The organism is Streptomyces telluris, from assembly GCF_024519335.1.
Lineage (GTDB): Bacteria > Actinomycetota > Actinomycetes > Streptomycetales > Streptomycetaceae > Streptomyces > Streptomyces telluris.
Genome location: NZ_JANIID010000034.1, coordinates 14,038 through 28,556 on the forward strand (window position 1 = coordinate 14,038; position 14,519 = coordinate 28,556).

General features: G+C 71.6%; 13 protein-coding genes. 12 read left to right on the forward strand and 1 reads right to left on the reverse strand.

What is annotated here, in order from left to right:
* The first annotated feature begins 3 nt into the window (after nucleotides 1-3).
* The 8 genes from murG (at nucleotide 4) to NQU55_RS29090 (ending at nucleotide 7,324) form a co-directional block, all read left to right on the forward strand.
* The gene (murG, locus tag NQU55_RS29055) at nucleotides 4-1,098 is read left to right on the forward strand and encodes an undecaprenyldiphospho-muramoylpentapeptide beta-N-acetylglucosaminyltransferase (RefSeq protein ID WP_168090813.1); all 1,095 of its coding nucleotides are present in this window, start codon (nucleotides 4-6) and stop codon (nucleotides 1,096-1,098) included.
* A 24-nt stretch (nucleotides 1,099-1,122) separates the two neighbouring features.
* Entirely contained in the window at nucleotides 1,123-1,989 is an 867-nt protein-coding gene (locus tag NQU55_RS29060) for a cell division protein FtsQ/DivIB (protein ID WP_168090814.1), read from the forward strand.
* A 239-nt stretch (nucleotides 1,990-2,228) separates the two neighbouring features.
* A complete protein-coding gene (ftsZ, locus tag NQU55_RS29065; protein WP_168090815.1) occupies nucleotides 2,229-3,464 on the forward strand; it encodes a cell division protein FtsZ in 1,236 nt (411 codons plus the stop codon).
* Between the two features lie 55 nt (nucleotides 3,465-3,519).
* Nucleotides 3,520-4,245, forward strand: coding sequence for a peptidoglycan editing factor PgeF (gene pgeF, locus NQU55_RS29070; RefSeq protein ID WP_168090816.1), 726 nt, complete (start codon nucleotides 3,520-3,522; stop codon nucleotides 4,243-4,245).
* Between the two features lie 5 nt (nucleotides 4,246-4,250).
* Nucleotides 4,251-4,970, forward strand: coding sequence for a YggS family pyridoxal phosphate-dependent enzyme (locus NQU55_RS29075; RefSeq protein ID WP_168090817.1), 720 nt, complete (start codon nucleotides 4,251-4,253; stop codon nucleotides 4,968-4,970).
* Nucleotides 4,971-5,092: 122 nt separating this feature from the next.
* Nucleotides 5,093-5,704, forward strand: a complete 612-nt coding sequence (locus NQU55_RS29080) for a cell division protein SepF (RefSeq protein WP_058044831.1) — start codon at nucleotides 5,093-5,095, stop codon at nucleotides 5,702-5,704.
* 77 nt (nucleotides 5,705-5,781) lie between these two features.
* Complete coding sequence (locus NQU55_RS29085; protein WP_030364712.1) at nucleotides 5,782-6,066, forward strand: YggT family protein; 285 nt, start codon at nucleotides 5,782-5,784, stop codon at nucleotides 6,064-6,066.
* A 49-nt stretch (nucleotides 6,067-6,115) separates the two neighbouring features.
* Nucleotides 6,116-7,324, forward strand: coding sequence for a DivIVA domain-containing protein (locus NQU55_RS29090; protein ID WP_168090818.1), 1,209 nt, complete (start codon nucleotides 6,116-6,118; stop codon nucleotides 7,322-7,324).
* A 181-nt stretch (nucleotides 7,325-7,505) separates the two neighbouring features.
* Here the strand turns inward: NQU55_RS29090 and ileS are convergent, their stop codons facing one another.
* Nucleotides 7,506-10,676: an isoleucine--tRNA ligase gene (ileS, locus tag NQU55_RS29095; RefSeq protein WP_168090819.1), complete on the reverse strand. Its 3,171-nt coding sequence runs from the start codon at nucleotides 10,674-10,676 to the stop codon at nucleotides 7,506-7,508.
* A gap of 488 nt (nucleotides 10,677-11,164) precedes the next feature.
* On the opposite strand from ileS, the gene NQU55_RS29100 reads away from it, so the two are divergent.
* The 4 genes from NQU55_RS29100 (at nucleotide 11,165) to NQU55_RS29115 (ending at nucleotide 14,460) form a co-directional block, all read left to right on the forward strand.
* Entirely contained in the window at nucleotides 11,165-12,361 is a 1,197-nt protein-coding gene (locus NQU55_RS29100) for a TraR/DksA family transcriptional regulator (RefSeq protein WP_168090820.1), read from the forward strand.
* Nucleotides 12,362-12,439: 78 nt separating this feature from the next.
* Entirely contained in the window at nucleotides 12,440-12,988 is a 549-nt protein-coding gene (gene lspA / locus NQU55_RS29105; protein WP_168090821.1) for a signal peptidase II, read from the forward strand.
* 42 nt (nucleotides 12,989-13,030) lie between these two features.
* Nucleotides 13,031-13,972 carry an RluA family pseudouridine synthase gene (locus tag NQU55_RS29110; protein ID WP_168090822.1) on the forward strand — a complete coding sequence of 314 codons (942 nt, stop codon included), beginning with the start codon at nucleotides 13,031-13,033 and terminating at the stop codon, nucleotides 13,970-13,972.
* A 5-nt stretch (nucleotides 13,973-13,977) separates the two neighbouring features.
* On the forward strand, nucleotides 13,978-14,460 hold the full coding sequence (locus NQU55_RS29115) for a GNAT family N-acetyltransferase (protein ID WP_168090823.1): 483 nt from the start codon (nucleotides 13,978-13,980) through the stop codon (nucleotides 14,458-14,460).
* The last annotated feature ends 59 nt before the right edge of the window (nucleotides 14,461-14,519 follow it).

A 14,519-nucleotide genomic window follows, 5' to 3' on the forward strand; every position in this document is an offset into this window, starting at 1 on the left:
TCGGTGCATGTCGTACTCGCCGGTGGGGGGACCGCCGGCCACATCGAGCCCGCGCTCGCCCTCGCGGACGCCCTGCGCAGGCAGGACCCGACCGTGGGGATCACGGCGCTCGGCACGGAGCGGGGTCTGGAGACCCGGCTCGTGCCCGAGCGGGGCTATGAGCTCGGTCTCATTCCCGCCGTACCGCTGCCCCGCAAGCCCACACCCGAGCTGATCACCGTCCCCGGGCGGCTGCGCGGCACGATCAAGGCGGCCGAGCAGATCCTGGAGCGCACCAAGGCGGACTGCGTGGTCGGCTTCGGCGGCTACGTGGCGCTGCCCGGCTACCTGGCCGCCAAGCGGCTCGGCGTGCCGATCATCGTGCACGAGGCCAACGCCCGGCCCGGCCTCGCCAACAAGATCGGCTCGCGCTACGCCGCCGGGGTCGCGGTGTCCACCCCGGACAGCAAGCTGCGCAACGCCCGCTACGTGGGCATCCCGCTGCGCCGCACCATCGCCACCCTGGACCGCGGCGCCGCCCGGCCCGAGGCGCGGGCGTACTTCGGGCTCGACCAGAACCTGCCCACGCTGCTGGTCTCCGGCGGCTCGCAGGGCGCCCGCCGGCTGAACGAGGTCGTCCAGGCCGTCGTCCCGTTCCTGCAGCGCGCCGGCATCCAGGTGCTGCACGCGGTCGGTCCGAAGAACGACCTGCCGCGCGTGGACAACATGCCCGGAATGCCGCCCTACATCCCGGTACCGTACGTGGACCGGATGGACCTCGCGTACGCCGCGGCCGACATGATGCTCTGCCGCGCGGGCGCGATGACCGTCGCCGAGCTGTCCGCCGTCGGGCTGCCCGCCGCCTACGTCCCGCTGCCCATCGGCAACGGCGAACAGCGGCTGAACGCCCAGCCGGTGGTCAAGGCCGGCGGCGGACTGCTGGTGGACGACGCCGAGCTGACGCCCGAGTGGGTGCAGAGCCACGTGCTCCCGGTCCTCGCCGACCAGCACCGGCTGTACGAGATGTCCCGCGCCGCCTCCGAGTTCGGCCGCCGGGACGCCGACGACCTGCTCGTCGGCATGGTGTACGAGGCGATTGCCGCCAAGAGAGCGGGCTGACGCCCGGAAGCAGGAGGCTGGAGCGTGGCCGGACCGACGACCGCACGGCGCGGTGGTGCGAAGAGCAGCAAGTCGGTGCGGTCCCGGAGCGGCGCTCCCTCCCGGCCGGCCAGGAAGCCGGCCGGGAGGCCGCCCGGGCGCGGTCCGCGCCGCGGCGGCCTGCGCTCCAGGCTGCCCCGCGGCCGCCGGCTGGTGCTGTGGGCGGTGGCCGCCGTACTCGCCGGCGGTGCCGCCGGATGGGCCCTCTACGGCTCCACCTGGCTGCGCGCCACCCGGGTGGAGGTTTCCGGCGCCCGCGTGCTGACGCCCGATGAGGTCCGCGCCGCCGCCGACGTCCGGCTCGGCGGCCCCCTGGTCTCCGTGGACACCGACGCCATCGAGGAACGGCTGCGGGACGCCCTGCCGCGGATCGCCTCGGTCAGGGTCGAGCGGTCCTGGCCGCACACGGTCGGCCTGAAAGTGGTCGAGCGGCAGCCCAAGGCGATCGTCCAGGACGCCGCAAAGGGCGGAAGATTTATCGAAATCGACGGCGAGGGCGTACGGTTCGCCACAGTCGATCATGCTCCGGGCGGGGTGCCCCGGCTGTCCGTGGAACCCTCGGACGCCGCGGCGGCCAGCCTGCGCCGGTTCGGCCCCGAGCGACTGGAGCGCGAGGGCGTCCGGGTCGCCGAGGCGCTGCCCGAGGCCGTGCGCGCGGACACCCGCACCATCCGCGTACGCTCGTACGACTCCATCACCCTGGAGCTGACGGGCGATCGGACGGTCGTCTGGGGGAGCGGGGAGCGGGGCGAGGCGAAGGCCCGTGCGCTGACGGCTCTGCTGAAGGCCGCGCGGGGTGCCGACCGCTTCGACGTGAGCGCTCCCAGCGCTCCCGCGGCGTCGGGGAGTTGACGGCCGGGGTGGCCGGGCAGCACCCTGGCTGGCTACGGCTATGGGTGATCACATAGGGTGAAAAGAAAAACGGGAGGTTCGGCGTGTTCGTTGAACGCGCGCGGCTTGTCGACTTAGTGTCCTGTTCGGAGAACCCCAGCGAACAGCGGCACCGGTAACCCTAAACTTCACGTTGAGGGTTCGGGTCGGCACTGAACCGTCCCCCAGGCATACGTAACTCGAGGCGAGAGGCCTTCGACGTGGCAGCACCGCAGAACTACCTCGCAGTCATCAAGGTCGTCGGCATCGGCGGCGGTGGCGTGAACGCCATCAACCGGATGATCGAGGTCGGTCTCAAGGGCGTCGAGTTCATCGCGATCAACACCGATGCGCAGGCCCTGCTGATGAGCGACGCCGACGTCAAGCTCGACGTCGGCCGCGAGCTCACCCGCGGCCTCGGCGCCGGCGCCAACCCCGACGTCGGCCGCAAGGCCGCCGAGGACCACCGCGAGGAGATCGAGGAGGTCCTCAAGGGGGCCGACATGGTCTTCGTGACCGCGGGCGAGGGCGGCGGCACCGGCACCGGCGGCGCCCCCGTGGTCGCCAACATCGCCCGTTCGCTGGGCGCCCTGACGATCGGTGTGGTCACCCGCCCGTTCACCTTCGAGGGCCGCCGCCGGGCGAACCAGGCGGAGGACGGCATCGCGGGTCTGCGCGACGAGGTCGACACCCTCATCGTGATCCCGAACGACCGGCTGCTGTCCATCTCGGACCGTCAGGTGAGCGTGCTCGACGCGTTCAAGTCTGCGGACCAGGTGCTGCTGTCGGGCGTCCAGGGCATCACCGACCTGATCACCACCCCAGGCCTGATCAACCTCGACTTCGCCGACGTCAAGTCCGTGATGTCCGAGGCGGGCTCGGCGCTCATGGGCATCGGCTCGGCCCGCGGCGACGACCGCGCGGTGGCCGCCGCCGAGATGGCGATCTCCTCGCCGCTGCTGGAGGCGTCCATCGACGGCGCCCGCGGCGTCCTGCTCTCCATCTCCGGCGGCTCCGACCTCGGTCTCTTCGAGATCAACGAGGCCGCCCAGCTGGTCAGCGAGGCGGCCCACCCCGAGGCCAACATCATCTTCGGCGCCGTCATCGACGACGCCCTGGGCGACGAGGTCCGGGTCACCGTCATCGCCGCCGGCTTCGACGGCGGCCAGCCGCCGGCCAAGGGCAGCCGCGACAAGGTGCTCGGCTCCTCCTACGGCTCCGGCCGCGAGGAGACCCCGGCCGCCGCGGCCCCGCGCGCGGCCGCCCCGGCCGAGCCCTCCCGCCCGTCCTTCGGCGGCCTGGGCAGCGTGACCCCGCGCACCGAGGAGCCCGCGGCCGACCCGGTGCCGGTCAACGAGCTCCCCCCGCCGCCGGTCTCCTCCCCGCAGGTTCCGCCGGCCCGTCCGTACCAGGACTCGACCGCCGAGGAACTGGACGTTCCGGACTTCCTCAAGTAGGACGTACGAGCGAGTGAGCGGCATAGGACAACAGCACGCAGTGACATCGGAAGCTGTGTCGCACGATCAGCACGAGAGCGGCGCGCACTTCGCCTTCACCGACAGGTGGGGCGGGGTGAGCGCCGCTCCGTATGACGAGCTCAACCTCGGCGGCGCGGTCGGCGACGACCCGGCCGCCGTCCGGGCCAACCGGGAGCGCGCGGCGAAGTCGCTCGGCCTCGACCCGGCGGACGTCGTCTGGATGAACCAGGTGCACGGCCGGGACGTGGCCGTGGTCGACGGCCCCTGGCGGAGCGCCGACGTCCCCGCGGTCGACGGGGTGGTGACCGCCCGACGGGGTCTGGCCCTCGCGGTCCTGACCGCGGACTGCACCCCGGTGCTCCTCGCCGACCCGGTCGCCGGGGTCGTGGGCGCGGCCCACGCCGGCCGCCCGGGCCTGGTCGCGGGGGTGGTTCCCGCGACCGTCGAGATGATGATCACTCTCGGCGCGGACCCCGCCCGGATCCTCGCGCACACCGGCCCCGCGGTCTGCGGCCTGTGCTACGAGGTGCCCGAGGCGATGCGGACCGAGGTCGCCGAGGCCGTGCCCGAGGCCTGGGCCACCACCCGGCGGGGCACCCCGGCGGTGGACGTGGCCGCGGGAGTGCGCGCCCAACTCGCCCGGCTCGGCGTGACGATGAGCGGACAATCTCACATCTGCACGCTGGAGTCGGCCGATCACTTCTCGTACCGGCGCGAGCGCACCACGGGGCGACTCGCCAGCTATGTCTGGTTGGACTGAGGACTGTGACGGACCGGAGAACGGAACTCGCCGACAACCTGGCCCGCGTGGAGGAACGTATCTCCGTGGCGTGCGCCGCGGCGGGCCGCCCGCGCGAGGACGTGACCCTCATCGTGGTCACCAAGACCTACCCCGCCAGTGACGTGCGACTCCTCGCCGAGCTCGGGGTGCGCCACGTCGCCGAGAACCGCGACCAGGACGCGGCGCCGAAGGCGGCCGAGTGCGCGGATCTGCCCCTCACCTGGCACTTCGTCGGACAATTGCAGACGAACAAGGTGCGTTCGGTGGCCGGTTATGCCGACTTTGTGCATTCGGTCGACCGGACCCGGCTCGTCACCGCACTGTCCGCGGCGGCCGTCAAGGCCGGCCGGACCCTGGACTGCCTGATCCAGGTGGCACTTGACGTGGAGTCGGGTGAACGGGGCGAAAGGGGCGGGGTCGCTCCTGACGGTGTGGCAGAACTCGCCGACGCGCTCGCGGGGGCCGAAGGACTGCGCCCCGCGGGGCTGATGACGGTCGCTCCGCTCGTCGGACCATATGCCGGACGGCCGCGGGCCGCCTTCGGCCGGCTGATGGAAATCTCAACGGGCCTGCGCGCGGCCCATCCTGCTGCGAACATGGTGTCAGCAGGGATGAGCGCGGATCTGGATGACGCCGTGGCCGCCGGGGCGACACATGTACGTGTCGGATCGGCGGTACTCGGAGTCCGACCCAGGCTCGGGTAACGTCGCCAAGAAGTCGGACCACAGCAAAAAATATGGTCATTCCCGCCAGAAGGCGGGCAGACCGAGTGGATCCAAGGCGCCGTTGACGGAGCCGATCCACCACAGAGCGGAGGACGCAGAGAATGGCCGGCGCGATGCGCAAGATGGCGGTCTACCTCGGCCTCGTGGAGGACGATGGGTACGACGGCCCGGGGTTCGACCCCGATGACGAGTTCGAACCCGAGCCGGAGCCCGACCGACGCAGGCAGCAGCATCAGCAACACCTCGCACAACAGACGCAATCGGACGAACCGGTTCGAGTCGCCCAGCCGCCTGCTCAGCGCGAACCCGCTCCGCTCACAGCGGAAACGGGACGACCCGCCCGAATCGCCCCCGTGGCGTCCATCACACCCGAACGCCACTCTCTGGAGAAGAACGCACCGGTGATCATGCCCAAGGTTGTGTCCGAGCGGGAGCCCTACCGCATCACGACGTTGCACCCCCGGACCTACAACGAAGCCCGTACCATCGGGGAACACTTCCGCGAGGGCACCCCGGTGATCATGAATCTGACGGAGATGGACGACACGGATGCGAAGCGACTTGTCGACTTCGCCGCCGGCCTCGTCTTCGGTCTCCACGGCAGCATCGAGCGGGTGACGCAGAAGGTGTTCCTGCTGTCTCCTGCTAACGTCGATGTCACGGCGGAGGACAAGGCCCGCATCGCAGAGGGTGGGTTCTTCAATCAGAGCTGAGACGCAATACCTGGCGATACCGGGAGAATGACGGCCGAACAGGCCGGGTACGAGCAAGGGGAGAGGGAAGCGCGGGAATGAGCATCGCACTGCAGGTGATCTACATCGCGCTGTATTGCTTCCTGTTTGTACTGATCTTCCGGCTGGTGATGGATTACGTCTTCCAGTTCGCTCGCTCATGGCAACCCGGTAAGGCGATGGTGGTCATCCTTGAGGCCACCTACACTGTCACCGATCCGCCACTCAAGCTTCTGCGGCGGTTCATTCCGCCGCTGCGTCTCGGGGGCGTGGCGCTCGACCTGTCCTTCTTCGTATTGATGATTATCGTCTTCATCCTGATCCGCGTCGTGGAGCAGGTGTGAACGATACGGTCTTGCCGATTGCCGACGACTACGTTGAGGTGAAGAAGAGATGCCGTTGACCCCCGAGGACGTGCGGAACAAGCAGTTCACGACCGTCCGTCTCCGAGAAGGCTATGACGAGGACGAGGTCGATGCCTTCCTGGACGAGGTCGAGGCCGAACTGACCCGTCTGCTCCGCGAGAACGAGGACCTGCGCGCCAAGCTGGCCGCCGCCACGCGTGCCGCCGCGCAGAACCAGCAGCAGGGCATGCGCAAGCCCGAGCCGCAGGACCAGCGACCCGGCGGGGCTCCGGTGCCCGCCGCCATATCCGGACCGCAGCCGGTGCCGCAGCAGCAGCAGATGGGCGGCCCGCCGCAGCTGCCGGGGGGCGCCCCGCAGCTTCCGGCCGGCCCCAGCGGTCACGGCCACGGTCCCCAGGGTCCGCACGGTCCCGGCCCGATGGGTCAGAACGGTCCCGGCCCCATGGGTCAGAACGGTCCGATGGGCGGCCCCATGGGCGGTCCCATGGGTCAGAACGGTCCGATGGGTCAGAACCCCATGGGTCAGAACGGCCCCATGGGCCAGAACCCCATGGGCCAGAACGGCCCCATGGGCGGCCCGCAGCTGCCGCAGCCGGGCCAGGGCCCGGGCGGCGACAGCGCCGCCCGTGTGCTCTCGCTCGCTCAGCAGACCGCCGACCAGGCGATCGCGGAGGCCCGTTCCGAGGCCAACAAGATCGTCGGCGAGGCGCGCAGCCGGGCCGAGGGCCTGGAGCGGGACGCCCGCGCCAAGGCCGACGCCCTGGAGCGGGACGCGCAGGAGAAGCACCGTGTCGCGATGGGCTCCCTGGAGTCCGCCCGCGCCACGCTGGAGCGCAAGGTCGAGGACCTGCGCGGCTTCGAGCGCGAGTACCGCACCCGTCTGAAGTCCTACCTGGAGAGCCAGCTGCGCCAGCTGGAGAACCAGGCGGACGACTCGCTGGCCCCGCCCCGCAACCCGAACACCCCGTCGCTGCCCGCGGCCCCCTCGATGAGCGGGTCGATGGCTCCGGCAGGTGCGGGCATGGGCGGTCACAGCATGGGCGGCAACCCGTCCATGGGTGGCAACACCTCGATGGGCGGCAACTCCTCCATGGGCGGCCCGTCCTACGGCGGTCAGCAGCAGATGTCCCCGGCGATGACCCAGCCGATGGCACCGGTGCGGCCGCAGGGCCAGCAGCCGATGCAGCAGGCGCCGTCCCCCATGCGGGGCTTCCTCATCGACGAGGACGACAACTGAGGCGCCCGTACGGCCGCTAGTCGGCAGTCGGTCGGTCGGCAGTCATAAAGGGCCGGGCCCCTGGGATTCCCCAGGGGCCCGGCCCTTTTATGCGCTCTGCATTTCCGTACGGATGTCGGTCAATACGACATATGGCAATGGCCGGGCGAGGGAAATTCTCGCCCGGCCATTGCCGGTTTTATCAGCCCTCGGTCGTCTTACGGAGACGGAACGTCAGCGAAAGCGCTTCGTCGGTGAAAGGCTCGCCGTAGGACCCGTCGGCCTCGCCCGCGGCGAAGTCCGTGGCCAGGACCTCGTCCGCAATCAGGGAGGCGTGCTCCGAGAGGGCGGTACGGACTTCCTCGGCCGCCGACTCCCAGCGCACGGCGATCCGGTCGGCGACGTCGAGGCCGCTGTTCTTCCGGGCCTCCTGGATGAGCCGGACGGCATCGCGGGCGAGGCCCGTGCGGCGCAGCTCCGGGGTGATCTCCAGGTCGAGGGCCACCGTCGCGCCCGAGTCCGAGGCCACCGACCAGCCCTCGCGGGGCGTTTCGGTGATGATGACCTCGTCGGGGGAGAGGGTGACCGTCTCGCCGTCCACCTCGACCGAGGCGGTGCCCTCGCGCAGGGCCAGCGACAGCGCCGCGGCGTCGGCACCGGCGACGGCCTTGGCGACCGCCTGGACGCCCTTGCCGAACCGCTTGCCCAGGGCACGGAAGTTGGCCTTGGCGGTGGTGTCGACCAGGGAGCCGCCGCCCGCTGCACCAGCGGAGGAATCGGCGAGGGAGGCGAGGGAGGAGACGTTGAGCTCCTCGGCGATCTGGGCGCGCAGCTCGGGGCCCAGCTCGTCGAAGCCTGCCGAGGCGACCAGCGCGCGGGAGAGCGGCTGGCGGGTCTTGACGCCGGACTCCGCGCGGGTGGCGCGGCCCAGCTCGACCAGGCGCCGCACGAGCAGCATCTGCTGCGACAGCTTCGGGTCGACGAGGGCGGCGTCCGCCACCGGCCAGGTGGCCAGGTGGACCGACGCGGGGGCCTGCGGGTCGACGGGGACCACGAGGTCCTGCCAGACGCGCTCGGTGATGAACGGCACCAGCGGCGCCATCAGGCGGGTCACCGTCTCGACGACCTCGTGGAGGGTGCGCAGCGCGGCCGCGTCGCCCTGCCAGAACCGGCGGCGCGAGCGGCGCACGTACCAGTTGGACAGGTCGTCGACGAAGGAGGACAGCAGCTTGCCGGCGCGCTGGGTGTCGTAGGCCTCCATGGCCTCGGTGACCTGGCCGACCAGGGCGTTGAGCTCGCCGAGCAGCCAGCGGTCCAGCAGCGGGCGGTCGGCCGGGGCCGGGTCCGCGGCGCTGGGCGCCCAGCCGGACGTGCGGGCGTAGAGGGCCTGGAAGGCGACCGTGTTCCAGTACGTGAGGAGCGTCTTGCGGACGACCTCCTGGATGGTGCCGTGGCCCACGCGGCGCGCGGCCCACGGGGAGCCGCCGGCCGCCATGAACCAGCGGACGGCGTCGGCGCCGTGCTGGTCCATCAGCGGGATCGGCTGGAGGATGTTGCCCAGGTGCTTGGACATCTTCCGGCCGTCCTCGGCGAGGATGTGGCCCAGGCAGACGACGTTCTCGTACGACGACTTGTCGAAGACGAGGGTGCCGACGGCCATCAGGGTGTAGAACCAGCCGCGCGTCTGGTCGATCGCCTCGGAGATGAACTGCGCCGGGTAGCGCTGCTCGAAGAGCTCCTTGTTCTTGTACGGGTAGCCCCACTGCGCGAACGGCATCGAGCCCGAGTCGTACCAGGCGTCGATGACCTCCGGCACGCGCACGGCCGTGTGGGCGCAGCCCTCGGCGGTGCAGGTGAAGGTGACGTCGTCGATGTACGGGCGGTGCGGGTCGAGGCCGCTCTGGTCCGTGCCGGTGAGCTCGGTGAGCTCGGCCAGCGAGCCGACGCAGGTGAGGTGGTTCTCCTCGCAGCGCCAGATGGGCAGCGGCGTGCCCCAGTAGCGGTTGCGGGAGAGCGCCCAGTCGATGTTGTTGTTCAGCCAGTCGCCGAAGCGGCCGTGCTTGACCGACTCGGGGAACCAGTTGGTCTTCTCGTTCTCCTCGAGCAGCCGGTCCTTGACCGCGGTGGTGCGGATGTACCAGGACGGCTGCGCGTAGTAGAGCAGCGCGGTGTGGCAGCGCCAGCAGTGCGGGTAGCTGTGCTCGTAGGCGATGTGCTTGAAGAGCAGGCCGCGCTCGGTGAGGTCCGCGACGAGCTTCTCGTCGGCCTTCTTGAAGAACTGGCCGCCGACGAGGCCGAGGCCCTCCTCGAAGGTGCCGTCCGGGCGGACCGGGTTGACGACCGGCAGGCCGTAGGCGCGGCAGGTCCTGAGGTCGTCCTCACCGAAGGCGGGCGCCTGGTGGACCAGACCCGTGCCGTCCTCGGTCGTGACGTACTCGGCGTTGACGACGAAGTTGGCGCCCTCCAGCTCGACCAGGTCGAACGGGCGGCGGTAGGCCCAGCGCTCCATCTCGCGGCCGGTGAAGGACTGGCCCGTCGCGGTCCAGCCCTCGCCGAGGGCCTTCTCCAGCAGCGGCTCGGCGACGACCAGCTTCTCGTCGCCGTCGGTGGCCACGACGTACGTGACGTCCGGGTGCGCGGCGGCGGCGGTGTTGGAGACCAGCGTCCAGGGGGTGGTCGTCCACACCAGCAGCGAGGCCTCGCCCGCGAGCGGGCCGGAGGTCAGCGGGAAGCGGACGAAGACGGAGGGGTCGACGACCGTCTCGTAGCCCTGGGCCAGCTCGTGGTCCGACAGGCCGGTGCCGCAGCGGGGGCACCAGGGGGCCACGCGGTGGTCCTGGACCAGCAGGCCCTTGTTGAAGATCTCCTTCAGCGACCACCACACGGACTGGACGTAGTCCGGGTCCATCGTGCGGTAGGCGTCGTCCAGGTCGACCCAGTAGCCCATGCGGGTGGTGAGCTCGGCGAAGGCGTCCGTGTGGCGGGTGACGGACTCGCGGCACTTGTCGTTGAAGGCCGCGATGCCGTACGCCTCGATGTCCTGCTTGCCCGAGAAGCCCAGCTCCTTCTCCACCGCGAGCTCCACCGGCAGGCCGTGGCAGTCCCAGCCGGCCTTGCGGCCGACGTGGTAGCCCTGCATCGTGCGGAAGCGGGGGAAGACGTCCTTGAAGACGCGGGCCTCGATGTGGTGCGCGCCCGGCATGCCGTTGGCCGTGGGCGGGCCCTCGTAGAACACCCACTCGGGGCGCCCCTCGGACTGCTCGAGGCTACGGGCGAAGACCTTGCTCTCGCGCCAGAACTCGAGCACGGCGTGCTCCAGGGCGGGCAGGTCCACCTGGGCGGGTACCTGGTGGTACTGCGGCTGGGGACTCATATGAGGCTTCCTCCGGCGGAACGTCATTGCGCTGTCCGTCGGAGGGACGAGATGCGCCGTGCGGTGCGCTTCCCGCGGTACCACCCTCCTTGGCCACGGACGCTCGCGCCCGGGCCCCCTCATTGGGCCGCGATGCCGGCTCTACTGACCCGCCGGGGTGTCCGGGGGCGTTCTTCCGGCGGCTCAGGGGTGATCTTCACACCGCGCACGCCCCCGGGCTCCCACCGTCCCCGGGTCGCTACAGGCTGCGTGCGGCGCTACTCGTCCCTTCCACGCCTTTCGCTGCGCCCCAGTGTACGGGGCCGGACCGGACGCGGCCCACCGGTTTCGGCCGGGGCCGGGCGGGGGACGGGCGCAGTCCGATTACAGGGCCGGGGGCGGGGCACAACGGAGGAGACCGGCGTGCCCCGTTGCCGCGTGCCCGGTGGAGTTTTATCGTTCCGGCACGATTCGCGCGCAAGATCATAAAATGTGAAGGGGCCGCGGTCATGGTGGCGAAGAGAGCGGCGGCGGACGCGGACGGGGGTGCCGCTTCCGCGAAGGCCGCCACGGGCGGCGGGACCGCGACGAAGAAGGCGCCGTCGGCGCGCAAGGCCACGAAGGCGGCCGCCCCGGCGAAGAAGACGTCGCGGTCGCCGGGCGCGGCCAAGAACGCGTCGCCCGCGGCCGGGAAGGCGGCGAAGGCCGCCGGGAAGGCTGCGGAGAAGGCGCCGTCGGCGGGCAAGGCGGCGAAGGCCGCCGATCCGGTCGGGACCGCGGCGAAGAAGGCGGCCGTGGCGAAGAAGGCGTCCACGGCGGTGGAGAAGGCCGCCCCGGCCAAGAAGGCTGCCCCGGCCAAGAAGGCTGCCGCCGGGAAAGCCGCCACGGCTCCGCCGGCGGCCGCCAAGAAGGCAGCTGCCAAGAAGGCGGCCACCAAGAAGGCGGCCGCCAAGAAGGGGACGGCTTCGGCCAAGAAGGCCGTTGCGAAGAAGGAGGCGGCATCTGCCGGGGCGCCTGCCCGGGCGAGCGCCACCCGGGCGGCCGCCGGGCGTGCCGCAGGCAAGGCCGCGGTGCCCGCCGAGGCGAGCGCCACCGGGGCGGCCGGCAAGCGTGCCGCAGGCGGTGGCGGCGCGGGTTCTGACACGGGGGCGGGCTCCGCCGGGAAGACCGCCCCCACCGAGAAGGCCGCACCTGCCCAGAGGGCGGTGCCCGCGAAGAAGACGGGAGCCAGGACGGTGGCTGCGAAGAAGACGATGGACGGGACCCGGGCCGCCGGGAAGGTGCCGGGGGCCCGTACGGGACCCGCGGAGCCCGGCGAGCTGGCCGTGCGGCCGGGGGAGGAGCCCTGGTCGCCGGGCGAGGTGGCCGAGGCCCGGACGGAGCTGCAGAGCGAGGTGCTGCGGCTGCGGGCGGAGATCGCCCACTCGGAGGAGGCGATCACCGGCTTGATGCGGGACTCGGGCGACGGCGCGGGCGACGACCAGGCCGACACCGGCACCAAGAACATCACCCGGGAGCACGAGCTGGCCCTGGCGGCCAACGCCCGGGAGATGCTGGACCAGACCGAGCGGGCGCTGGAACGGCTCGACGCGGGCACGTACGGCCTCTGCGAGAACTGCGGGAAGCCCATCGGCAAGGCCCGCATGCAGGCGTTCCCGCGGGCGACCCTGTGCGTGGAGTGCAAACAACGCCAGGAACGCCGCTGACCCCGTCGCACGGGCGTGCCGTACCCTCGTCCTCAGTCAGGCAGGCCCTGGCGACCTGGACGACGTCGAAGGACTCACGTGACAGAGGCGGAACAGACCACCACCGGCACGCCGGAGGCCGCGGGACCGACCGCGGCCAAGGGCGGGCGGCGCATCGGGGTACTCCTGGCGGTGGCCGCCTTCGCCTATCTGCTGGACCTCGGCAGCAAGCTGTTCGTGGTCGCGAAGCTGGAGCACCACGACCCGATCGAGGTGTTCGGCACCTGGCTGCAGCTGGAGGTGGTCCGCAACCGCGGTGCCGCCTTCGGCATCGGCGAGGCGATGACGATCGTCTTCACGGTGATCGCCTCCGCCGTGATCGTGGTGATCGCGCGGATCGCCCGCAAGCTCTACAGCCTGCCGTGGGCGATCGCGCTGGGCCTGCTGCTCGGCGGCGCGCTGGGCAACCTCACGGACCGCCTGTTCCGTGCCCCGGGCGGCTTCGAGGGCGGTGTCGTCGACTTCATCGCGCCCGCGCACTTCGCGGTCTTCAACCTCGCGGACTCCGCGATCGTCTGCGGCGGCTTCCTGATCGTGATCCTGTCCTTCCGCGGTCTGGACCCGGACGGCACGGTCCACCAGGACTGAGCCCGGGGCGGGGGTGTCGCACCCGTCCGTCATACTCGACGGGTGAGCACCATTCCCGAGATCCGCGCCCTGCCCGTACCCGACGGCCTGGAGGGCGAGCGCGTCGACGCCGCCATCGCCCGTATGTTCGGCTTTTCCCGCACCAAGGCGGCCGAGCTGGCGGCCGCGGGCAAGGTCCAGCTGGACGGGGCGGTGGCCGGGAAGTCCGACCGCGTGACCGGCGGGGCCTGGCTGGAGGTCGAGATGCCCGCCGCGCCCGCGCCGGTGCAGATCGTCGCCGAGCCCGTCGAGGGCATGGAGATCGTCCATGACGACGACGACATCGTCGTGATCGTCAAGCCGGTCGGCGTGGCGGCCCACCCCAGCCCCGGCTGGACGGGCCCGACGGTCATCGGCGGCCTGGCCGCCGCGGGCTACCGCATCTCCACCTCCGGCGCCGCCGAGCGCCAGGGCATCGTGCACCGCCTGGACGTCGGCACCTCCGGCCTGATGGTCGTCGCCAAGTCCGAGCGCGCCTACACCCTGCTCAAGCAGCAGTTCCGCGAGCGCACGGTCGACAAGCGGTACCACACGCTGGTCCAGGGGCACCCCGATCCGATGAGCGGCACCATCGACGCCCCCATCGGCCGCCACCCCAACCACGACTACAAGTGGGCCGTCACCGCCGAGGGCAAGCCCTCGGTCACCCACTACGACCTGATCGAGGCGTTCCGCGCGGCCAGCCTGCTGGACGTGAAGCTGGAGACCGGCCGCACGCACCAGATCCGCGTGCACATGGCCGCCCACCGTCACCCCTGCGTCGGCGACCTCACCTACGGCGCCGACCCGACCCTCGCCAAGCGCCTCAAGCTCACCCGCCAGTGGCTGCACGCCGTGCGGCTCGGCTTCGAGCACCCCGAGGACGGCCGCTGGGTCGAGTTCGAGAGCTCCTACCCCGAGGACCTCCAGCGCGCGCTGGACACGGTGCGCGCCGAGAGCTCCTGAGCGCCGTGGGCGCCGCGCAGGGGATCACGGTCCGCGTCGTCGGCCCCGACGGGCTGCCCGGCTGCCACGCCGTGCGCCGTGAGGTCTTCGTGGGCGAGCAGCGCATCCCCGAGGCCGAGGAGATGGACGCGTACGACGTCCACGCCGTCCACCTCCTGGCCACCGGCCCGGCCGGCCCCGTCGGCACGGTCCGCTTCCTGCACGGCGCCCCGGCCCGGAAGAAGTACGGCCACGCGGGCGTCGAGGACGACGTCACGGCCGTCCTCGGCCGGCTCGCCGTCTCCCGTGCGGCGCGCGGCACGGGCCTGGGCGCCGAGCTCGTCCTGGCCGTGGAGGCGGAGGCCCGCCGGCTGGGCCTGGCCCGGGTCTACCTGGAGGCCCAGACGCACGCCCTCGGCTTCTACGAGCGGCTCGGCTATGCGGCCCACGGGCCCGAGTTCGACGAGGGCAGCGGCATACCGCACCGCGCGATGACGAAGGCGCTGTGAGCGGCACGCGCTGACTCCGTCCGGAATCTCCGGAAGATCCGGGTTCATCCGGTTCGTGG